The sequence below is a fragment of the Pseudomonas sp. H11T01 genome, from assembly GCF_048515765.1.
GTDB lineage: Bacteria > Pseudomonadota > Gammaproteobacteria > Pseudomonadales > Pseudomonadaceae > Aquipseudomonas.
The window spans coordinates 395,085-415,604 of record NZ_JBLYED010000001.1 but is presented as its reverse complement, the minus strand read 5'-3'; the positions used below and the strand labels follow the sequence as shown (position 1 = coordinate 415,604).

Genomic DNA, 20,520 nt, shown 5'->3' with positions numbered 1-20,520 from the left:
GCTGGTGTTCATCAAGTGGTCAGTGTACGCAGCAGGTTCTTGTAGTCCTCGCGGATGTCCGCGTCGGATTCCTTAAGCTCGTTGATCTTGCGGCATGCGTGCAAGACCGTAGTGTGATCTCGGCCGCCAAACACATCGCCGATTTCCGGCAGGCTGTGGTTGGTCAGCTCTTTGGACAATGCCATCGCTACCTGGCGTGGACGTGCGACCGAGCGCGAACGGCGCTTGGACAACAGGTCGGAAATCTTGATCTTGTAGTACTCGGCGACCGTGCGCTGAATGTTATCCACAGAGACCAGTTTATCTTGCAGCGCCAGCAAGTCCTTCAGGGATTCGCGAATCAGCTCGATGGTGATGTCACGGCCCATGAAGTGTGAGTGGGCGATAACACGTTTGAGTGCACCTTCCAGCTCACGCACGTTGGAGCGAATACGCTGGGCAATAAAGAACGCAGCGTCATGGGGCAGATCGACTTTGGCCTGATCTGCTTTCTTCATCAGAATCGCAACGCGGGTTTCCAGTTCCGGCGGCTCTACGGCAACCGTCAGACCCCAGCCGAAGCGCGACTTCAAGCGCTCTTCAAGACCTTCAATTTCTTTAGGGTACCGGTCACTGGTGAGAATGACCTGCTGGCCACCTTCAAGCAGTGCGTTGAACGTGTGGAAAAACTCTTCCTGGGAACGTTCCTTGCGGGCGAAGAACTGGATGTCATCGATCAGCAGCGCATCGACCGATCGGTAGAAACGTTTGAACTCGTTGATCGCGTTGAGCTGCAACGCTTTAACCATGTCCGCGACGAAGCGCTCGGAATGCAGGTACACGACCTTGGCATTCGGGTTCTTCTTTAATAGATGGTTACCCACAGCGTGCATCAAGTGAGTTTTACCCAGACCAACCCCACCATAAAGGAAGAGTGGGTTGTACCCATGCTTGGGATTGTCCGCAACCTGCCAGGCCGCAGCCCGGGCCAATTGGTTGGACTTACCTTCGACGAAGTTCTCGAAGGTGAAGGTGCGGTTCAGGTAACTGGTGTGCTTGAGCGCGCCCTCAACCTGCACGGTGCGCTGTTCGGAGCGTACTGGGGCTTGTTGCGAGCTGGCGCCGGCCATTGGGTCGAAGCTGTCACGAGAAGGTTCTTCGCTGACCTGGACAACCTTTTGCGTAGCCCGTTTGGCGGTCGCTGTCGGCGCAGGGGCATCAGCCACAGGTGCCGCAGCGGCCTGTGCTTGAGAAGCCGCAGCAGCCAAAGGTGCATTAGGTGCAGCACGAGGTGCCGAGCTGCGTTTGCTTCCTATTAATAAGGAAAGCGCAGGCGCCAGGCCATTGCCATGCTCATCGAGCAATTCGAGCACGCGACCCAGATACTTTTCGTTGACCCAATCGAGAACAAAACGATTCGGTGCGTAGACACGCAACTCGTCGCCTTCGGCTTCGACCTGTAGTGGACGGATCCAGGTGTTGAATTGCTGGGCAGGCAGCTCATCGCGCAGAAGCTCCACGCACTGCTGCCAAAGTTCCACTGACACGGATATCCCCTAAGTTGAAAGCCGGTGAGGCAAAAACAGCCGCCATTGTAGCGACCAGACGCACACTTATCCACATGTAGGTTGCTGACAGGGCATGAAGAATCAACGCCTTAACCTAAAAAAACACGACCAATGGTATGTGGATAAGCTCTGTGGATAAGCCCACTTAAGCTCGTTGTACAAGTGGGGGGTAAACCCGGTGGATAACCTTCCTGTGGATAACACGTCATTTCACACACAGCTTATCCGATAGCGCAGCACAGGCAGAACACCGTTTCTCACCATGGTTGTCATTCTCTGTACATCACGTTGTATAAGGGCTAAAGGTACTTATCCACAGAAGATGGTGTCCCTAGCTTTTATAAGCTTTACAGAAGAGCTTTAAATAATTCCCTTCTTTATTTTTATATCTAGTCGTCCTCTGTCAGACGGCAGAACCCCTCAGATATCTAATTGAAGGAAAAGCTGGTTGGAAATTGACCTAGAGGCTTGCTTTCTCTAGAATCGCCGGTCTCTTAAAACGGGGGCCATTCCGGCCCGTTGTGGACGAACCAGGTAACACGACATGAAACGTACTTTCCAACCAAGCACCATCAAACGCGCCCGTACTCACGGCTTCCGTGCTCGCATGGCTACCAAAAACGGCCGTGCAGTCCTGTCGCGTCGCCGCGCCAAAGGTCGTGCGCGTCTGGCAGTTTGATAATCCGGTACTGGTGGTGAGTCAGGACTTCAGTCGGGAAAAGCGTCTGCTTACACCCCGGCATTTCAAGGCAGTCTTTGACTCCCCCACCGGCAAGGTTCCGGGGAAAAATCTCCTGCTCCTTGCACGTAACAACGATCTCGATCACCCCCGTCTGGGGTTAGTGATCGGCAAGAAGAGCGTAAAGCTCTCCGTTGAGCGCAATCGCCTCAAACGTCTGATGCGCGAATCGTTTCGCCTCCACCAGGATTCTCTGGTCGGTTGGGACATCGTTATCGTCGCGCGCAAAGGTTTGGGTGACGTAGAAAACCCCGAATTGATTCAGCATTTCGGCAAACTCTGGAAGCGTCTGGCACGTAGCAAGCCGGTACCAGCAGTCAAAACCGAAACTGTAGGGGTAGACAGTCCCGATGCGTAAACTGGCGCTCGTTCCGATCCAGTTTTACCGCTATGCCATTAGTCCTCTGATGGCCAGTCACTGTCGTTTCTACCCCAGTTGTTCCTGCTACGCGTATGAAGCCATAGAAAATCATGGCCTTCTGCGCGGTGGCTGGCTGGCCTTTCGTCGTTTAGGTCGCTGTCATCCGTGGAATCCCGGTGGTTATGACCCGGTTCCATCTATCCCTACCTCCCGTTCTTCTTCGATGGCCGAGTAATCATGGATATTAAACGCACGATCCTGATCGTCGCCCTGGCAATCGTGTCCTACGTTATGGTTCTTAAATGGAACCAGGACTATGGTCAGGCTGCCCTGCCGACTCAGAATGTTGCCGCCAGTACTACCGCACCGGGCCTACCGGAAACGGCGACTGGTAATAACGCCTCCGTCAGTGACGACATTCCACGCGCGGCAAGCGATACCAGTGCACCAGCCGAAGCTCCAGTGGCTGCAAGCAAAGATCTCATCCAGATCAAAACGGATGTGCTCGATCTGGCTATCGATCCACAAGGTGGTGATATCGCCCAGCTGAAGCTGCCGCTTTATCCACGTCGTCAGGATCACCCGGAAATTCCGTTCCAGCTGTTCGATAACGGCGGCGAGCGGACCTATCTGGCGCAAAGCGGTCTGATCGGCACCAACGGTCCGGACGCTAGTCCATCGGGTCGCCCGGTATTCTCGTCCGAGAAGAAGACTTATCAACTGGCTGATGGTCAGGACCAGCTGGTCGTCGACCTGAAGTACAGCGCCGGCGGCGTCAATTACATCAAGCGCTTCACCTTGAAGCGTGGTCTGTACGATGTAGGTGTTTCGTACATCATCGACAACCAGAGCGCTCAGCCTTGGTCCGGTGCAATGTTCGCGCAATTGAAACGTGACAACAGCTCCGATCCTTCTTCCAGCACTGCTACCGGCACCGCGACTTACCTGGGCGCTGCCCTGTGGACAAGTTCCGAGCCGTACAAGAAAGTGTCGATGAAGGACATGGACAAGGCTGCGCTGAAAGAAACTGTTCAAGGTGGCTGGGTTGCTTGGTTGCAACACTACTTCGTGACTGCGTGGATTCCGGCGAAGGGCGAAAGCAATATCGTCCAGACCCGTAAAGACAGCAAAGGCAACTACATCATTGGTTACACCGGCCCGGCGTTGACCGTTGCGCCTGGTGCCAAGGCTGAAACGACCGCTACGCTGTACGCGGGTCCGAAAAGTCAGGCTGTCCTGAAAGAGTTGTCCCCAGGTCTGGAACTGACCGTCGACTACGGCATTCTGTGGTTCATTGCTCAACCGATTTTCTGGTTGCTGCAACATATCCACGCGCTGGTCGGTAACTGGGGCTGGTCGATCATCTTCCTGACCATGCTGATCAAAGGGCTCTTCTTCCCGCTGTCGGCAGCCAGTTACAAATCTATGGCTCGCATGCGTGCAGTAGCGCCGAAACTTGCGGCTCTGAAAGAGCAGCATGGCGATGACCGGCAGAAAATGTCGCAGTCGATGATGGAGTTGTACAAGAAAGAGAAGATCAACCCTCTGGGTGGATGCTTGCCGATTCTTGTTCAAATGCCGGTTTTCCTCTCGCTGTACTGGGTTCTCCTGGAAAGCGTGGAAATGCGTCAGGCACCATTCATGCTGTGGATTACTGACCTGTCGATCAAGGATCCGTTCTTCATTCTGCCGATCATCATGGGTGCAACCATGTTCATCCAGCAGCAGTTGAACCCGACTCCTCCGGATCCGATGCAGGCCAAGGTGATGAAGCTGATGCCTATCATCTTCACCTTCTTCTTCCTGTGGTTCCCGGCTGGTCTGGTGCTGTACTGGGTGGTCAACAACTGCCTGTCGATCACGCAACAGTGGTACATCACCCGTAAGATCGAAGCTGCTACCAAAAAAGCCGCTGCGTAACTTACTCTGTTGATAACCACTCAAAACGCCCCCTAGTGGGGCGTTTTGCTATCTGTCACTTTTGTCTGGATATTGGGTTATGAGCGTCCCTCGTGAAACCATCGCCGCCGTCGCTACCGCTCAGGGTCGTGGTGGTGTGGGCATCGTCCGCATCTCCGGGCCTCTCGCAAGCATCGCCGCGAAAGCTTTCAGCGGCCGAGAACTGAAACCGCGTTTTGCGCATTACGGCCCGTTCCTCAGTGAGCAAAACGAAGTCCTCGATGAGGGAATTGCTCTGTATTTCCCGGGGCCGAACTCATTTACGGGCGAAGACGTGCTTGAACTTCAGGGCCACGGTGGTCCGATCGTGCTCGACATGCTGCTGCAGCGCTGCCTGCAATTAGGCTGTCGGCTGGCGCGTCCGGGGGAGTTCAGCGAGCGAGCATTTCTCAACGATAAACTCGATCTGGCCCAGGCCGAAGCCATCGCTGACCTGATTGAAGCCAGTTCTACACAGGCGGCGCGTAATGCTTTGCGTTCGCTGCAAGGCGCGTTTTCGCAGCGTGTGCATAGCCTGACCGAGCAACTCATTAGCCTGCGGATCTACGTCGAGGCGGCGATCGACTTTCCGGAAGAGGAAATCGACTTCCTCGCCGATGGCCATGTACTGAAAATGCTCGATACCGTGCGAGACGAGTTATCCACTGTGCTGCGTGAAGCCGGGCAGGGTGCTTTGCTTCGTGATGGTATGACAGTCGTGATCGCCGGTCGGCCAAATGCCGGCAAGTCCAGCCTGCTCAATGCGCTGGCCGGGCGCGAAGCGGCGATTGTCACGGAAATTGCCGGGACCACACGGGATATCCTCCGCGAACATATCCACATCGATGGCATGCCGCTGCATGTGGTCGACACCGCCGGGTTGCGCGATACCGATGATCAGGTCGAGAAGATTGGCGTCGAGCGAGCGCTCAAGGCTATTGGTGAGGCTGATCGGATCTTGCTGGTGGTTGACGCCACGGCTCCTGAAGCCCTTGATCCGTTCTCGCTGTGGCCAGAGTTCCTGGAGCAGCGCCCGGATCCGGCAAAAGTAACCTTGATCCGCAATAAGGCAGACCTGACCGGTGAGGCGATTGCACTGGAAGTCAGTGAGGATGGCCATGTGACTATCAGCCTAAGCGCAAAATCCGCCGGCGAAGGCCTGGAGTTGCTGCGTGATCACCTCAAAGCCTGCATGGGCTATGAGCAGACCTCGGAAAGTAGCTTCAGTGCTCGCAGACGACACCTGGAAGCCCTGCGCCATGCGAGTACCTCACTCGAGCACGGTCACGCGCAATTGACCCTTGCCGGTGCTGGTGAGCTGCTGGCCGAAGATTTGCGTCAGGCGCAGCAGTCTTTGGGGGAGATTACCGGTGCATTCAGTTCCGATGATCTGCTTGGCCGTATCTTTTCCAGCTTCTGCATCGGCAAATAACGCCTCTTTTCTCCACAGACAGGCCATCGGCGCCTGTCTGTCGTCCTTCTCACTGACCCCCTTTCTGAACGGCTGAGTGGAATTTTTCCTCTTCGGCGGCTTTTTCGTGGGCGCGATTCGTCTCGATAACCTCTTTTCTGTGGATTAAGCCCTGTGAATAACTGCCCTTAGGCTCAGTTGATAACAGGGCCTGAAAACTGAGGAAAACCGCCCTTGTGGATAACCACCACTTTTACCCACAGGCTTACACCGGTTATCCAAGGGCCTCCTTGGCACCTAACCACAGACTTTTGAATCGCTGTACACATTGTAAATAAAGGCTTGTATCAATCTATCCACAGAAAACAGTCTCAGTAGAAATAAACATAAAAACAAAGATTTAATAAATCTCTCTCTTTTAATTTCTATTATCTGTGATTCATCCACAGCTGGTTAAATTTTGTGCAAAGGGTTCTTTAAGAAGGTCGAAGTCCCTATACTTGCCGGTCTATCCGAATAACCCATAGAAGCAGGCACGAGGTGCGTGGTGGATTTCCCTTCCCGTTTTGAAGTGATCGTCATCGGCGGCGGTCATGCCGGTACCGAGGCTGCACTTGCGTCAGCACGCATGGGGGCAAAAACCCTGCTGCTTACGCATAACGTGGAAACCCTCGGGCAAATGAGCTGCAACCCCGCGATTGGCGGGATTGGTAAAAGCCATCTGGTCAAAGAAATCGATGCCCTTGGCGGCGCGATGGCCATGGCTACCGATAAAGGTGGTATTCAATTTCGCGTATTGAACAGCCGCAAAGGCCCAGCCGTGCGCGCTACGCGTGCTCAGGCCGACCGGGTTTTATACAAAGCGGCTGTCCGCGAGATTCTCGAGAACCAGCCCAACCTGTGGATATTTCAACAAGCCTGCGATGACCTGATCGTTGAACAGGATCAAGTCCGCGGCGTTGTGACTCAGATGGGTCTGCGAATTCTTGCCGACTCGGTGGTGTTGACCACCGGGACCTTCCTGGGTGGACTTATCCACATTGGGATGCAGAACTATTCCGGCGGCCGTGCGGGTGATCCACCCTCGATTGCTCTGGCACAGCGTCTGCGCGAATTACCTTTACGGGTTGGTCGCCTGAAAACCGGTACTCCACCGCGTATCGATGGGCGATCTGTGGATTTCTCGGTAATGACCGAGCAACCGGGCGATACACCGATTCCGGTGATGTCGTTCCTTGGCTCCAAGGAACAGCACCCACCTCAGGTCAGTTGCTGGATTACCCACACCAATGCCCGAACCCACGAAATCATTGCCGCGAACCTTGATCGTTCGCCGATGTATTCCGGGGTAATCGAAGGCATCGGCCCGCGTTATTGCCCGTCGATCGAAGACAAAATCCATCGCTTTGCCGACAAGGAAAGCCATCAGGTCTTCATCGAACCGGAAGGCCTGACGACTCACGAGCTGTACCCGAACGGGATATCCACATCCTTGCCGTTCGACGTGCAAATCCAGATTGTGCAGTCGATTCGCGGGATGGAAAACGCACACATCGTTCGTCCTGGCTATGCCATCGAATACGATTACTTCGATCCGCGTGATCTGAAATACAGCCTGGAAACCAAGGTGATTGGCGGCTTGTTCTTTGCCGGACAAATCAACGGCACCACCGGTTACGAAGAAGCCGGAGCCCAGGGTTTGCTGGCCGGAGCCAACGCCGCATTGCGTGCGCAAGGCAAAGACAGCTGGTGTCCGCGTCGGGATGAGGCGTACATCGGGGTGTTGGTCGACGACCTGATTACCCTAGGTACCCAAGAACCGTACCGGATGTTCACTTCCCGTGCCGAATACCGTCTGATCCTGCGTGAAGACAACGCCGACCTGCGTTTGACCGAAAAAGGTCGCGAGTTGGGTCTGGTGGATGACACGCGTTGGGCGGCTTTCTGCAAAAAACGCGAAAGCATTGACCTGGAAGAACAGCGCCTGAAAAGTACCTGGGTTCGCCCCGGCACCGAGCAGGGCGACGCGATTGCTGAAAAATTCGGCACGCCACTGACTCACGAATACAACCTGTTGAACCTGCTGACCCGTCCGGAAATCGACTACGCTGGTTTGATTGCGATCACTGGCGACGGCGCCGAAGATCCGCAAGTCGCCGAACAAGTCGAGATCAAGACCAAGTACGCCGGCTACATCGATCGTCAGCAGGACGAGATTGCTCGTCTGCGGGCCAGTGAAGACACCAAATTGCCTGTGGATATCGATTACACGAACATCTCCGGACTCTCGAAAGAGATTCAGAGCAAGCTCGGTGCGACCCGTCCAGAAACTTTGGGCCAGGCGTCACGTATCCCCGGCGTCACCCCGGCAGCGATTTCTCTGTTGATGATTCATTTGAAAAAACGCGGCGCGGGCCGTCAGTTGGAGCAAAGCGCTTGAGTTCGTTGGTCACCTCGCAACACGCCGAAGAGTTATCCACAGGTGCTCGCCAGCTCGGTGTCACTCTGACGGAAAGCCAGCATGCGCAATTGCTGGCTTATCTGGCTCTGTTGATAAAATGGAACAAGGCTTACAACCTCACGGCAGTGCGCGATCCAGACGAAATGGTCTCGCGGCATCTGCTTGACAGTTTGAGTGTCATGTCCTTCATCGAGAATGGACGGTGGCTGGATGTTGGCAGTGGCGGTGGCATGCCGGGTATTCCTTTGGCGATCCTGTTTCCCGACTCGCAAGTGACGGTTCTGGACAGCAACGGCAAGAAAACCCGCTTCCTGACCCAGGTCAAACTCGAACTCAAACTGGACAACCTGCAAGTTATCCACAGCCGCGTCGAAGCCTTCCAGCCTGAGCAGCCATTCAACGGGATTGTGTCCCGGGCATTCAGCAGCATGGAGAATTTCAGCAACTGGACCCGCCACCTTGGCGACCGCGATACCCGTTGGCTGGCAATGAAGGGCGTTCATCCTGCTGATGAGCTGGTAGCATTGCCGGCAGACTTCCACCTCGATAGCGAACACGCCTTGGCCGTACCCGGTTGCCAAGGCCAACGCCATCTGCTGATACTGCGCCGCACGGCATGATTGGGAACACAAGCAAGAATGGCTAAGGTATTCGCGATAGCGAACCAAAAGGGCGGTGTGGGCAAGACCACCACCTGTATCAACCTCGCAGCATCGCTGGTCGCTACCAAGCGCCGGGTGCTGTTGATCGATCTCGATCCACAGGGCAACGCCACCATGGGTAGCGGTGTGGATAAACACGGCCTGGAAAATTCGGTCTACGACCTGTTGATCGGCGAATGCGATTTGGCCCAGGCCATGCATTTCTCCGAGCACGGTGGTTACCAGTTGCTGCCGGCCAACCGCGATCTGACGGCGGCTGAAGTCGTTCTGCTGGAAATGCAGATGAAAGAAAGCCGTCTGCGCAGCGCTTTGGCGCCGATCCGCGAAAATTATGATTACATTTTGATCGACTGCCCGCCGTCGCTGTCGATGCTCACGCTCAACGCGTTGGTTGCGGCAGATGGTGTAATTATCCCCATGCAATGCGAGTACTTTGCACTCGAAGGTCTGAGTGACCTTGTGGATAACATCAAGCGCATCGCCGAACTGCTGAACCCGAACCTGAAAATCGAAGGCCTGCTGCGGACCATGTATGACCCGCGGCTGAGTCTAATGAACGACGTTTCGGCGCAACTCAAGGAACACTTCGGCGAGCAGCTGTATGACACCGTGATTCCGCGCAACATCCGACTGGCCGAAGCACCAAGTTATGGCATGCCGGCGTTGGCTTACGACAAATCATCGCGGGGCGCTATTGCCTATCTGGCATTGGCGGGCGAGATGGTTCGTCGTCAACGCAAAAATTCACGCACCGCCGCTGCTCAGGCAACTTAAGGAATCCCCATGGCCGTCAAGAAACGAGGTCTCGGACGTGGACTGGATGCACTGCTGAGTGGTCCCACTGTCAGCTCGCTGGAAGAGTTGGCGGTGCAGGTTGATCAGCGTGAGCTTCAGCACCTGCCGCTGGACCTGATTCAACGTGGCAAGTACCAGCCGCGTCGGGACATGGACCCTCAGGCGCTGGAAGAACTGGCTCAGTCGATCAAGGCCCAGGGCGTGATGCAGCCGATTGTGGTTCGCCCCATCGGTGGTGGTCGCTTTGAAATCATTGCCGGCGAACGCCGTTGGCGTGCCAGCCAGCAAGCTGGCCAGGAAACCATTCCGGCGATGGTCCGCGATGTGCCGGATGAAACCGCCATCGCCATGGCACTGATTGAGAACATCCAGCGAGAAGACCTTAACCCTATCGAGGAAGCGGTCGCCCTGCAGCGCTTGCAGCAGGAGTTCCAGCTGACTCAGCAACAAGTGGCCGAGGCGGTGGGTAAGTCCCGCGTGACCGTAGCCAACTTGCTGCGCCTGATCGCTTTGCCTGAAGTGATCAAGACCATGTTGTCCCACGGTGACCTGGAAATGGGTCATGCTCGTGCATTGCTCGGTTTGCCAGAAAATCAACAGGTCGAAGGGGCGCGACACGTTGTCGCACGGGGGCTGACTGTACGCCAGACTGAAGCACTGGTTCGCCAGTGGTTGAGTGGTAAACAAGAGCCTGCTGAACCGGTCAAACCAGACCCGGATATCGCCCGTCTCGAACAGCGTCTGGCCGAGCGCCTGGGCTCTGCGGTGCAGATCCGCCACGGTAAGAAGGGTAAAGGGCAGTTGGTCATTGGCTATAACTCGCTCGACGAGTTGCAAGGCGTTCTCGCACACATCCGCTGAAACACTTCCATATGTAGCAGTAGTTAGAAATCACTACCTGGCAGTTGAATAGGGGCAGAACCGCCCCTATACTCTGCGCGCATTTTGTCGGCACAAATTATGCCAAGTTACTGAGTTCTGGCAGCCGATCATTGGGGAGCAATAACGATGGAAAGCCGCACGCCAAACCGCTTGCCGTTCCATCGCCTGGCAGTTTTTCCTGTGTTACTGGCTCAATTTATCGTATTGGTACTGGCCGCTTTGGCGCTCTGGTACTGGCATGGAGTCGTAGCCGGATACTCAGGACTCTGCGGAGGACTGATAGCCTTGCTGCCCAATGCGTATTTCGCTCACAGGGCATTTCGGTTTTCCGGCGCCCGGGCAGCTCAAGCTATCGTCCGGTCTTTTTATGCCGGCGAGGCGGGCAAACTGATTTTGACGGCAGTGCTGTTTGCACTGACGTTTGCAGGTGTGAAGCCATTGGCGCCGCTAGCTGTATTTGGCGTCTTCGTGCTGACCCAACTGGTCAGCTGGTTCGCACCCCTGCTTATGAAAACAAGACTTTCGAGACCTTAGGGCGTTTGAGGCAACCATGGCAGCAGAAACCGCTTCGGGCTATATCCAGCACCACTTGCAGAACTTGACCTTCGGTCAATTACCCACTGGCGGCTGGGGCTTTGCCCACACCGCAGCAGAAGCCAAAGCAATGGGCTTCTGGGCATTCCACGTCGATACTCTCGGCTGGTCTGTGGCTTTGGGTCTGATTTTCGTCCTGATTTTCCGCATGGCGGCGAAGAAGGCGACTTCCGGTCAGCCAGGTGCTTTGCAAAACTTCGTTGAAGTTCTGATCGAGTTCGTCGACGGCAGTGTGAAAGACACCTTTCACGGCCGTAATCCGTTGATCGCGCCATTGGCCCTGACGATTTTTGTCTGGGTATTCCTGATGAACGCTATCGACCTGGTACCGGTCGACTGGATTCCTAAACTGGCTGCAATGATTTCCGGTGACCACCATCTGGTCTTCCGCGCTGTAGCAACCACTGACCCGAACGCGACGCTGGGCATGTCCCTGTCGGTGTTTGCGTTGATCATTTTCTATAGCATCAAGGTCAAGGGCATTGGCGGTTTTATCGGCGAACTGACCCTGCACCCGTTCGGCAGCAAGAATATTTTCCTTCAAGCCCTGCTGATTCCGGTGAACTTCCTGCTTGAATTCGTGACGCTGGTTGCCAAACCAATCTCTCTGGCACTGCGTCTGTTCGGCAACATGTACGCTGGCGAGCTGGTGTTCATCCTGATCGCTGTAATGTTCGGCAGCGGCCTGCTCTGGCTCAGCGGCCTGGGCGTGGTGCTGCAATGGGCGTGGGCTGTATTCCACATCCTGATCATCACCCTGCAAGCGTTTATCTTCATGATGCTGAGCATTGTCTACCTGTCGATGGCGCACGAAGAGAACCATTAAGACCAGTCTCGACTAGTCTGATGTCCCTCTCGGTCAAACGAGAGGGTGCCCGAACAGGGCTATGAAACGATTTGTTTTACCGCTTTAAAATCTAAAAAACCTAAACCATACGACGTAAAAGTCGGGAGGAAAGATGGAAACTGTAGTTGGTCTAACCGCTATCGCTGTTGCACTGTTGATCGGCCTGGGCGCACTGGGTACCGCAATTGGTTTCGGCCTGTTGGGCGGCAAGTTCCTGGAAGGCGCAGCGCGTCAGCCAGAAATGGTTCCAATGCTGCAAGTCAAAATGTTCATCGTTGCCGGCCTGCTCGACGCCGTAACCATGATCGGCGTTGGTATCGCTCTGTTCTTCACCTTCGCGAACCCCTTCGTTGGTCAACTCGCTGGCTAATCACTCGAATTTTCGAGTTGATTAGGGTGATGGACAACGAACGAGCGAGGTGTTGGCGTGAACATTAATGCAACCCTGATTGGCCAGTCCGTTGCGTTCTTCATTTTTGTACTGTTTTGCATGAAGTTCGTGTGGCCTCCGGTCATCGCGGCTTTGCACGAACGTCAGAAGAAGATCGCGGATGGACTGGACGCTGCCAGCCGAGCAGCTCGCGACCTGGAGTTGGCCCAAGAGAAAGCGGGTCATCAACTGCGCGATGCGAAAGCTCAGGCAGCCGAAATCATTGAGCAAGCCAAGAAACGCGGTAACCAGATCGTTGAAGAGGCTGTTGAAAAAGCCCGTATCGACGCTGACCGTGTGAAGGTCCAGGCTCAGGCCGAGATCGAACAGGAACTGAACGGCGTCAAAGACGCGCTGCGCGCCCAATTGGGTCGCCTGGCAGTCAGCGGCGCAGAGAAGATCCTGGGCTCCACAATCGATCAAAACGCGCACGCGGAGCTGGTTAATAAACTGGCTGCTGAAATTTAAGCGAGGGCGATCATGGCAGAATTGACCACGTTGGCCCGACCTTACGCTAAGGCAGCCTTCGAGCACGCCCAGGCCCACCAGCAGCTGGCCTCTTGGTCAGCCATGCTCGGCCTGGCTGCAGCAGTGTCGCAAGACGACACTATGCAGCGCGTGCTCAAGGCCCCGCGTCTGACGAGCGCAAATAAGGCCGCCACGTTTATCGACGTGTGCGGCGACAAGTTTGATGTGAAAGTGCAGAACTTCATCCACGTCGTTGCCGAAAACGACCGTCTCCCGCTTCTGCCGGAGATCGCCGCTCTGTTTGACCTGTACAAGGCCGAACAAGAGAAATCGGTAGATGTTGAAGTCACCAGTGCTTTCGCATTGAACCAAGAACAGCAAGACAAACTCGCCAAGGTTCTCAGTGCACGACTCGACCGGGAAGTGCGCCTGCAAGTTGCGGAAGACAAATCCCTTATTGGGGGCATTGTCATTCGCGCCGGCGACCTGGTTATCGATGGCTCGGTTCGCGGCAAACTCGCGAACCTTGCCGAAGCATTGAAATCTTGAGTTTGAAGGGGCAGCAGAGCAATGCAGCAACTCAATCCTTCCGAAATAAGTGAAATTATCAAGGGCCGCATCGACAAGCTCGATGTGACCTCTCAAGCCCGTAACGAAGGCACTGTCGTCAGCGTATCTGACGGTATCGTGCGGATTCACGGTCTGGCCGACGTCATGTACGGCGAGATGATCGAGTTTCCGGGCGGCGTCTTCGGTATGGCCCTCAACCTGGAGCAAGACTCTGTAGGTGCCGTTGTATTGGGCTCCTATCAGTCTCTGGCTGAAGGCATGAGCGCCAAGTGCACTGGCCGCATCCTCGAAGTTCCGGTCGGTAAGGAACTGCTGGGTCGCGTAGTCGACGCACTGGGTAACCCAGTTGACGGCAAAGGTCCGCTGAACAACACCGAGACCGATGCGGTCGAGAAAGTTGCTCCAGGCGTGATCTGGCGTAAGTCGGTAGACCAGCCTGTACAGACTGGCTACAAGGCTGTCGATGCCATGATCCCTGTCGGCCGTGGCCAGCGTGAGCTGATCATCGGTGACCGTCAGATCGGTAAAACCGCTCTGGCGATCGACGCGATCATCAACCAGAAAAACAGCGGCATCTTCTGCGTCTACGTAGCAATCGGTCAGAAACAATCGACCATCGCCAACGTGGTTCGCAAGCTGGAAGAAAACGGCGCCCTGGCAAACACCATCATCGTGGCTGCCAGTGCTTCCGAATCTCCTGCGCTGCAATTCCTGGCACCGTACTCCGGTTGCACCATGGGCGAATACTTCCGCGACCGCGGTGAAGACGCGCTGATCGTTTATGACGATCTGTCCAAGCAAGCAGTGGCCTACCGCCAGATTTCCCTGCTGCTGCGCCGTCCACCAGGCCGTGAAGCTTACCCAGGCGACGTGTTCTATCTCCACTCCCGTCTGCTGGAGCGCGCATCCCGCGTTTCGGAAGAATACGTAGAGAAGTTCACCAACGGTGCCGTGACTGGCAAGACCGGTTCCTTGACCGCTCTGCCAATCATTGAAACCCAGGCTGGCGACGTTTCCGCGTTCGTTCCGACCAACGTGATTTCCATCACCGACGGTCAGATCTTCCTGGAATCGGCCATGTTCAACTCCGGGATCCGTCCTGCTGTGAACGCCGGTGTTTCGGTATCCCGTGTGGGTGGTGCCGCTCAGACCAAGATCATCAAGAAGCTTTCCGGTGGTATCCGTACCGCTCTGGCTCAGTACCGTGAACTGGCGGCATTCGCTCAGTTCGCGTCTGACCTGGACGAAGCGACCCGTAAGCAACTTGAGCATGGTCAGCGCGTTACCGAGCTGATGAAGCAGAAGCAATACGCCCCAATGTCGATCGCTGACATGGCGTTGTCGCTGTATGCCGCTGAGCGTGGGTTCCTGACTGACGTCGAAATCGCCAAGGTCGGCAGCTTTGAACAAGCGCTGATTGCTTTCTTCAACCGCGATCACGCCGATTTGATGGCGAAGATCAACGTGAAGGGTGACTTCAATGACGAAATCGACGCTGGCATGAAAGCCGGTATCGAGAAGTTCAAGGCCACCCAAACCTGGTAAGCCGCAGCGGGAGCCGCAAGGCTCCCGCTTGCTAACCTGATAGGTGTTACATGGCAGGCGCAAAAGAGATTCGCAGTAAGATTGCGAGCATCAAAAGCACGCAAAAGATTACCAGCGCCATGGAAAAAGTGGCGGTCAGTAAAATGCGCAAGGCACAAATGCGCATGGCTGCTAGCCGTCCTTATGCGGAGCGCATCCGCCAGGTTATTGGCCATCTGGCCAACGCCAACCCGGAATATCGCCACCCATTCATGATCGACCGTGAAATCAAGCGCGTCGGTTACGTTGTGGTGAGCAGTGACCGTGGTCTGTGTGGTGGCTTGAACACCAACCTGTTCAAGGCCCTGGTCAAGGACATGGCGGTAAACCGCGAAAACGGCGTCGAGATCGATCTGTGTGTTGTTGGTAGCAAGGGTGCGGCTTTCTTCCGCAACTTCGGCGGTAACGTCGTAGCAGCTATCAGCCACCTGGGTGAAGAGCCGTCGATCAATGATCTGATCGGCAGCGTCAAAGTGATGCTGGATGCCTACCTGGACGGCCGTATTGACCGCCTGTCCGTGGTGTCCAACAAGTTCATCAACACCATGACGCAACAGCCTACGGTGGAACAGTTGATTCCGCTGGTGGCAACCCCGGACAAAGAACTCAAGCACCACTGGGACTATCTCTATGAACCGGACGCCAAAGAGCTGCTTGACGGCTTGATGGTTCGTTACGTGGAGTCGCAGGTGTACCAGGCGGTGGTCGAGAACAACGCAGCTGAACAAGCAGCGCGGATGATCGCGATGAAGAACGCTACCGACAACGCCGGTGATTTGATCAGCGATTTGCAGCTGATCTACAACAAGGCGCGTCAGGCTGCGATCACCCAAGAGATCTCGGAAATCGTCGGCGGCGCTGCCGCGGTTTAACGGTTCAAATATTCAGAGGATCCAGCTATGAGTAGCGGACGTATCGTTCAAATCATCGGCGCCGTTATCGACGTGGAATTTCCACGCGACAGCGTACCGAGCATCTACAACGCGCTGAAAGTACAAGGCGCGGAAACTACCCTGGAAGTTCAGCAACAGCTGGGCGACGGCGTAGTTCGTACCATTGCGATGGGTTCCACCGAAGGCTTGAAGCGCGGTCTGGACGTTATCGACTCCGGCGCAGCCATCTCCGTACCGGTCGGTAAAGCGACTCTGGGCCGGATCATGGACGTTCTGGGCAACCCGATCGACGAAGCGGGCCCGATTGACACCGAAGAGCGCTGGGGCATTCACCGTCCTGCGCCATCCTTCGCTGAACAAGCTGGCGGCAACGACCTGCTGGAAACCGGTATCAAGGTTATCGACCTGGTTTGCCCGTTCGCCAAGGGCGGTAAAGTCGGTCTGTTCGGTGGTGCCGGTGTAGGCAAAACCGTAAACATGATGGAACTGATCCGTAACATCGCCATCGAGCACAGCGGTTATTCCGTGTTCGCCGGTGTGGGTGAGCGTACCCGTGAGGGTAACGACTTCTACCACGAGATGAAGGACTCCAACGTTCTGGACAAAGTGGCACTGGTTTACGGTCAGATGAACGAGCCGCCGGGTAACCGTCTGCGCGTTGCACTGACTGGCCTGACCATGGCCGAGAAGTTCCGTGACGAAGGTAACGACGTTCTGCTGTTCGTCGACAACATCTATCGTTACACCCTGGCCGGTACTGAAGTATCCGCACTGCTGGGCCGTATGCCTTCGGCAGTAGGTTACCAGCCGACCCTGGCCGAAGAGATGGGCGTGCTGCAAGAGCGCATCACTTCTACCAAGGAAGGTTCGATCACCTCGATCCAAGCGGTATACGTACCTGCGGACGACTTGACCGACCCGTCGCCAGCGACCACCTTCGCCCACTTGGACGCCACCGTCGTACTGTCCCGTGACATCGCCTCCCTGGGTATCTACCCAGCGGTCGATCCACTGGACTCGACTTCGCGCCAGCTGGACCCGAACGTGATCGGCCAGGAGCACTACGACACCGCTCGCGGCGTTCAGTACGTGCTGCAGCGCTACAAAGAGCTGAAGGACATCATTGCGATCCTGGGTATGGACGAGCTGTCGGAAGCCGACAAGCAGTTGGTAAACCGTGCTCGTAAGATCCAGCGCTTCTTGTCGCAACCGTTCTTCGTGGCTGAAGTCTTCACCGGTGCTTCGGGTAAATACGTTTCCCTGAAAGACACCATTGCTGGCTTCAAAGGCATCCTCAACGGTGACTACGACCACCTGCCAGAACAAGCGTTCTACATGGTCGGCAGCATCGAAGAAGCGATCGAGAAAGCCAAAAAACTGTAATCCAGGCGCCTGGAAACAGGCGCTAATCAGGTTGAGGCAAGCAGATGGCTATGACAGTCCATTGCGATATCGTCAGCGCGGAAGGAGAAATCTTCTCCGGTCTGGTCGAGATGGTGGTCGCACACGGCAGCCTGGGTGATCTTGGTATCGCTCTAGGTCACGCTCCGCTGATTACTGAACTCAAGCCAGGTCCGATCCGCTTGATCAAGCAGGGTGGGGAAGCCGAGGTGTTTTACATCTCCGGTGGTTACCTCGAGGTTCAGCCGAACATGGTCAAGGTTCTTGCCGACACCGTGCAACGTGCTGCCGACCTGGACGAAGCCTCCGCTCAGGAAGCCGTCAAGGCTGCTGAGAAGGCCTTGCATGAAAGAGGCGCCGAGTTCGACTACGGTTCCGCTGCCGCACGTCTGGCCGAGGCTGCAGCTCAGCTGCGCACCGTCCAGCAGATCCGCAAGAAGTTCGGCGGTTAAGCCGCAAGCTTTTATGTGTGATTGATTAAAAAGGGTAGCCTCGGCTACCCTTTTTCTTTTTCCGCAATTCTCTTTTTGGTCGCAGCCGCTGACCACCCAGGATTGGTAGCCAGTCATGTCTCTTGAAATCGTTATTCTCGCTGCAGGTCAAGGCACTCGCATGCGTTCGGCACTGCCGAAAGTTCTTCACCCGGTCGCGGGCAACTCCATGCTCGGTCATGTTATCCACAGCGCCCGGAAACTTGATCCACAGCGCATTCACGTGGTGATCGGTCATGGGGCCGAAGTGGTGCGTGAACGTCTGGCTGCAGACGATCTGAATTTCGTATTGCAGGACAAGCAACTCGGCACGGGTCACGCCGTGGCTCAGGCATTACCGTTTCTGACCGCTGAAAACGTACTGATCCTTTACGGTGATGTGCCGCTGATTGAAGTTGAAACACTCCAGCGTCTACTAAAGAAGGTCAGCCCTGAACAACTCGGTCTGTTGACCGTAACCCTGGCCGACCCTACCGGTTATGGTCGGATCGTCCGCGATGCTGACGGTAAAGTCGCTGCCATCGTCGAACACAAGGATGCCTCTGATGCCGAGAAGGCCATCTGTGAAGGCAACACCGGAATTCTTGCGGTGCCTGGCGCACGTTTGGCCGATTGGCTGGGCCGCTTGTCGAACAACAACGTCCAGGGTGAGTACTACCTGACGGATGTAATCGAGATGGCCGTCAAGGACGGTCTGGTCGTCGCCACCGAGCAACCCCACGACGCCATGGAAGTGCAGGGCGCCAATGACCGCAAGCAGCTCGCTGAGCTGGAACGTCACTACCAATTGCGTGAAGGCCGCCGCTTGATGGCGCTGGGCGTGACCTTGCGTGACCCGGCGCGCTTTGATGTGCGTGGTGAGGTCAGTGTCGGCCGTGATGTGCTGATCGACATCAACGTGATTCTCGAAGGCCGGGTGATCATTGAAGATGACGTGGTCATCGGTCCGAACTGCGTGATCAAGGACAGCACCTTGCGCAAAGGTGTGGTGATCAAGGCCAACAGTCATATCGAAGGTGCAGTTTTGGGCGAGGGCAGTGATGCCGGCCCGTTTGCTCGTCTGCGTCCGGGGACTGTGCTGGAAGCCCGCGCCCATGTGGGTAACTTTGTCGAACTGAAGAATGCCCACCTTGGCGAAGGCGCGAAGGCTGGCCATTTGACCTATCTGGGTGACGCAGAGATCGGCGCGCGCACCAATATTGGTGCTGGCACCATCACGTGCAACTACGATGGTGCCAACAAGTGGAAGACTGTGTTGGGCGAAGACGTGTTCATTGGTTCCAACAACTCGTTGGTGGCGCCTGTGGATATCTCTGATGGTGCAACGACTGCTGCCGGCTCGACCATCAATCAAAATGTGGATAAGTCTCAACTAGCAATTGCCCGTGGCCGTCAGCGGAATGTCGACGGATGGAAGCGTCCGGTGAAAATCAAGAAGGACTGAGTTATCCACAGGCCTGAAGGCCGCTAAAGATCGCAGCCTGCAGCAGCTCCTACACGGACCGAATTTATCCACACTCTCGGGTGAACTAAAATCGCGTAGGAGCTGCCGCAGGCTGCGATCTTTTTATGAGTTACCCACAGATATTTTTTATCCACAAACTTGACGATTTTCTTCAGATAGGTTTTGATTGCCTTCGTTATCTTTCGAAACGAAACTTATCAGCCCATGTCGAAACGAAATACACCACAACGTCGCCACAACATCCTCGCGTTGCTCAATGAACAGGGCGAAGTCAGTGTGGATGAGTTGGCCAAACGTTTCGAAACCTCGGAAGTCACGATTCGCAAGGATCTGGCCGCGCTCGAGAGCAATGGTCTGTTACTGCGCCGCTACGGTGGTGCGATCACCATGCCCCAAGAGTTGGTCAGCGATATCGGCCAGCCCGTCTCGAAGTTCAAGCAGGCCATTGCTCGCGCCGCCGTTACGCGGATTCGCGAACATGCGCGGATTATCATCGACAGCGGCAGCACCACCGCCGCGATGATCCCTGAGCTCGGCCAACAACCAGGTCTGGTGGTGATGACCAACTCCCTGCACGTTGCCAATGCCTTGAGCGAGTTGGAGCACGAACCGGTGCTGTTGATGACCGGTGGAACCTGGGATCCGCATTCAGAGTCTTTCCAGGGTCAGGTCGCCGAGCAGGTACTACGCTCTTATGATTTCGACCAGCTGTTCATCGGTGCCGATGGCATTGATCTGATTCGCGGCACCACCACCTTCAACGAACTGCTCGGTCTCAGCCGGGTGATGGCGGAAGTGGCGCGTGAAGTGATCGTGATGGTCGAGGCCGACAAGATCGGCCGCAAGATCCCCAATCTGGAACTGCCATGGAGCAGCGTCCATACCCTTATTACCGATGATCGCCTGCCGTTCGAGGCACGCGAACACATTCAGGCCCGCGGCATCAACTTGATTTGCGCGGCAGTCAGCCAGGAGAAATAG

General features: G+C 55.7%; 21 protein-coding genes. 20 read left to right on the top strand and 1 reads right to left on the bottom strand.

The window, feature by feature from the left end; all coding sequences use genetic code 11:
• Nucleotides 1-11: 11 nt before the first annotated feature.
• A complete protein-coding gene (dnaA, locus tag ACN1C3_RS02040; RefSeq protein ID WP_419114105.1) occupies nucleotides 12-1,526 on the bottom strand; it encodes a chromosomal replication initiator protein DnaA in 1,515 nt (504 codons plus the stop codon).
• A gap of 565 nt (nucleotides 1,527-2,091) precedes the next feature.
• Between dnaA and rpmH the strand changes: the two genes are divergently transcribed.
• From rpmH to ACN1C3_RS01940, 20 genes are all read left to right on the top strand, one after another.
• Nucleotides 2,092-2,226, top strand: coding sequence for a 50S ribosomal protein L34 (gene rpmH, locus ACN1C3_RS02035; protein ID WP_003213577.1), 135 nt, complete (start codon nucleotides 2,092-2,094; stop codon nucleotides 2,224-2,226).
• Between the two features lie 16 nt (nucleotides 2,227-2,242).
• A complete protein-coding gene (gene rnpA, locus ACN1C3_RS02030; protein WP_208492426.1) occupies nucleotides 2,243-2,644 on the top strand; it encodes a ribonuclease P protein component in 402 nt (133 codons plus the stop codon).
• Nucleotides 2,637-2,882 carry a membrane protein insertion efficiency factor YidD gene (gene yidD / locus ACN1C3_RS02025; protein ID WP_074872215.1) on the top strand — a complete coding sequence of 82 codons (246 nt, stop codon included), beginning with the start codon at nucleotides 2,637-2,639 and terminating at the stop codon, nucleotides 2,880-2,882. The genes rnpA and yidD overlap by 8 nt, the downstream gene beginning before the upstream one ends.
• A 2-nt stretch (nucleotides 2,883-2,884) precedes the next feature.
• Nucleotides 2,885-4,567 carry a membrane protein insertase YidC gene (gene yidC, locus ACN1C3_RS02020; RefSeq protein ID WP_419114104.1) on the top strand — a complete coding sequence of 561 codons (1,683 nt, stop codon included), beginning with the start codon at nucleotides 2,885-2,887 and terminating at the stop codon, nucleotides 4,565-4,567.
• Between the two features lie 79 nt (nucleotides 4,568-4,646).
• Complete coding sequence (mnmE, locus tag ACN1C3_RS02015) at nucleotides 4,647-6,017, top strand: tRNA uridine-5-carboxymethylaminomethyl(34) synthesis GTPase MnmE (protein WP_419114103.1); 1,371 nt, start codon at nucleotides 4,647-4,649, stop codon at nucleotides 6,015-6,017.
• Between the two features lie 526 nt (nucleotides 6,018-6,543).
• Nucleotides 6,544-8,436: a tRNA uridine-5-carboxymethylaminomethyl(34) synthesis enzyme MnmG gene (gene mnmG / locus ACN1C3_RS02010; protein WP_419114102.1), complete on the top strand. Its 1,893-nt coding sequence runs from the start codon at nucleotides 6,544-6,546 to the stop codon at nucleotides 8,434-8,436.
• The gene (gene rsmG, locus ACN1C3_RS02005; RefSeq protein WP_419114101.1) at nucleotides 8,433-9,077 is read left to right on the top strand and encodes a 16S rRNA (guanine(527)-N(7))-methyltransferase RsmG; all 645 of its coding nucleotides are present in this window, start codon (nucleotides 8,433-8,435) and stop codon (nucleotides 9,075-9,077) included. The genes mnmG and rsmG overlap by 4 nt, the downstream gene beginning before the upstream one ends.
• 18 nt (nucleotides 9,078-9,095) lie before the next feature.
• Nucleotides 9,096-9,893 carry a ParA family protein gene (locus tag ACN1C3_RS02000; RefSeq protein ID WP_419114100.1) on the top strand — a complete coding sequence of 266 codons (798 nt, stop codon included), beginning with the start codon at nucleotides 9,096-9,098 and terminating at the stop codon, nucleotides 9,891-9,893.
• A gap of 9 nt (nucleotides 9,894-9,902) precedes the next feature.
• The gene (locus tag ACN1C3_RS01995; RefSeq protein ID WP_419114099.1) at nucleotides 9,903-10,775 is read left to right on the top strand and encodes a ParB/RepB/Spo0J family partition protein; all 873 of its coding nucleotides are present in this window, start codon (nucleotides 9,903-9,905) and stop codon (nucleotides 10,773-10,775) included.
• A gap of 147 nt (nucleotides 10,776-10,922) precedes the next feature.
• On the top strand, nucleotides 10,923-11,330 hold the full coding sequence (locus ACN1C3_RS01990; RefSeq protein WP_419114098.1) for a F0F1 ATP synthase subunit I: 408 nt from the start codon (nucleotides 10,923-10,925) through the stop codon (nucleotides 11,328-11,330).
• A 16-nt stretch (nucleotides 11,331-11,346) separates the two neighbouring features.
• Complete coding sequence (gene atpB / locus ACN1C3_RS01985) at nucleotides 11,347-12,216, top strand: F0F1 ATP synthase subunit A (RefSeq protein ID WP_419114097.1); 870 nt, start codon at nucleotides 11,347-11,349, stop codon at nucleotides 12,214-12,216.
• Nucleotides 12,217-12,349: 133 nt separating this feature from the next.
• Nucleotides 12,350-12,607, top strand: coding sequence for a F0F1 ATP synthase subunit C (gene atpE, locus ACN1C3_RS01980; RefSeq protein ID WP_002555987.1), 258 nt, complete (start codon nucleotides 12,350-12,352; stop codon nucleotides 12,605-12,607).
• Between the two features lie 57 nt (nucleotides 12,608-12,664).
• Nucleotides 12,665-13,135, top strand: a complete 471-nt coding sequence (locus tag ACN1C3_RS01975) for a F0F1 ATP synthase subunit B (protein WP_419114096.1) — start codon at nucleotides 12,665-12,667, stop codon at nucleotides 13,133-13,135.
• 12 nt (nucleotides 13,136-13,147) lie between these two features.
• A complete protein-coding gene (locus ACN1C3_RS01970; protein WP_419114095.1) occupies nucleotides 13,148-13,684 on the top strand; it encodes a F0F1 ATP synthase subunit delta in 537 nt (178 codons plus the stop codon).
• Nucleotides 13,685-13,705: 21 nt separating this feature from the next.
• The gene (gene atpA / locus ACN1C3_RS01965; protein WP_419114094.1) at nucleotides 13,706-15,250 is read left to right on the top strand and encodes a F0F1 ATP synthase subunit alpha; all 1,545 of its coding nucleotides are present in this window, start codon (nucleotides 13,706-13,708) and stop codon (nucleotides 15,248-15,250) included.
• 50 nt (nucleotides 15,251-15,300) lie between these two features.
• On the top strand, nucleotides 15,301-16,161 hold the full coding sequence (gene atpG / locus ACN1C3_RS01960; protein ID WP_419114093.1) for a F0F1 ATP synthase subunit gamma: 861 nt from the start codon (nucleotides 15,301-15,303) through the stop codon (nucleotides 16,159-16,161).
• 27 nt (nucleotides 16,162-16,188) lie between these two features.
• Nucleotides 16,189-17,565 (top strand): F0F1 ATP synthase subunit beta, encoded by a 1,377-nt coding sequence (atpD, locus tag ACN1C3_RS01955; protein WP_419114092.1) that lies wholly within the window; start codon nucleotides 16,189-16,191, stop codon nucleotides 17,563-17,565.
• Nucleotides 17,566-17,609: 44 nt separating this feature from the next.
• Nucleotides 17,610-18,035, top strand: coding sequence for a F0F1 ATP synthase subunit epsilon (locus ACN1C3_RS01950; protein ID WP_419114091.1), 426 nt, complete (start codon nucleotides 17,610-17,612; stop codon nucleotides 18,033-18,035).
• A 115-nt stretch (nucleotides 18,036-18,150) separates the two neighbouring features.
• Nucleotides 18,151-19,518, top strand: coding sequence for a bifunctional UDP-N-acetylglucosamine diphosphorylase/glucosamine-1-phosphate N-acetyltransferase GlmU (gene glmU / locus ACN1C3_RS01945; RefSeq protein ID WP_419114090.1), 1,368 nt, complete (start codon nucleotides 18,151-18,153; stop codon nucleotides 19,516-19,518).
• Nucleotides 19,519-19,743: 225 nt separating this feature from the next.
• The gene (locus ACN1C3_RS01940; RefSeq protein WP_419114089.1) at nucleotides 19,744-20,520 is read left to right on the top strand and encodes a DeoR/GlpR family DNA-binding transcription regulator; all 777 of its coding nucleotides are present in this window, start codon (nucleotides 19,744-19,746) and stop codon (nucleotides 20,518-20,520) included.

Bases quoted from the DNA above. Each gene is read 5' to 3' on its own strand.
- rpmH (WP_003213577.1), top strand. From the start codon at position 2,092: ATGAAACGTACTTTCCAACCAAGCACCATCAAACGCGCCCGTACTCAC.
- yidD (WP_074872215.1), top strand. From the start codon at position 2,637: ATGCGTAAACTGGCGCTCGTTCCGATCCAGTTTTACCGCTATGCCATT.
- yidC (WP_419114104.1), top strand. From the start codon at position 2,885: ATGGATATTAAACGCACGATCCTGATCGTCGCCCTGGCAATCGTGTCC.
- mnmE (WP_419114103.1), top strand. From the start codon at position 4,647: ATGAGCGTCCCTCGTGAAACCATCGCCGCCGTCGCTACCGCTCAGGGT.
- ACN1C3_RS02000 (WP_419114100.1), top strand. From the start codon at position 9,096: ATGGCTAAGGTATTCGCGATAGCGAACCAAAAGGGCGGTGTGGGCAAG.
- ACN1C3_RS01995 (WP_419114099.1), top strand. From the start codon at position 9,903: ATGGCCGTCAAGAAACGAGGTCTCGGACGTGGACTGGATGCACTGCTG.
- ACN1C3_RS01990 (WP_419114098.1), top strand. From the start codon at position 10,923: ATGGAAAGCCGCACGCCAAACCGCTTGCCGTTCCATCGCCTGGCAGTT.
- atpB (WP_419114097.1), top strand. From the start codon at position 11,347: ATGGCAGCAGAAACCGCTTCGGGCTATATCCAGCACCACTTGCAGAAC.
- atpE (WP_002555987.1), top strand. From the start codon at position 12,350: ATGGAAACTGTAGTTGGTCTAACCGCTATCGCTGTTGCACTGTTGATC.
- ACN1C3_RS01970 (WP_419114095.1), top strand. From the start codon at position 13,148: ATGGCAGAATTGACCACGTTGGCCCGACCTTACGCTAAGGCAGCCTTC.
- atpA (WP_419114094.1), top strand. From the start codon at position 13,706: ATGCAGCAACTCAATCCTTCCGAAATAAGTGAAATTATCAAGGGCCGC.
- atpG (WP_419114093.1), top strand. From the start codon at position 15,301: ATGGCAGGCGCAAAAGAGATTCGCAGTAAGATTGCGAGCATCAAAAGC.
- atpD (WP_419114092.1), top strand. From the start codon at position 16,189: ATGAGTAGCGGACGTATCGTTCAAATCATCGGCGCCGTTATCGACGTG.
- ACN1C3_RS01950 (WP_419114091.1), top strand. From the start codon at position 17,610: ATGGCTATGACAGTCCATTGCGATATCGTCAGCGCGGAAGGAGAAATC.
- glmU (WP_419114090.1), top strand. From the start codon at position 18,151: ATGTCTCTTGAAATCGTTATTCTCGCTGCAGGTCAAGGCACTCGCATG.
- ACN1C3_RS01940 (WP_419114089.1), top strand. From the start codon at position 19,744: ATGTCGAAACGAAATACACCACAACGTCGCCACAACATCCTCGCGTTG.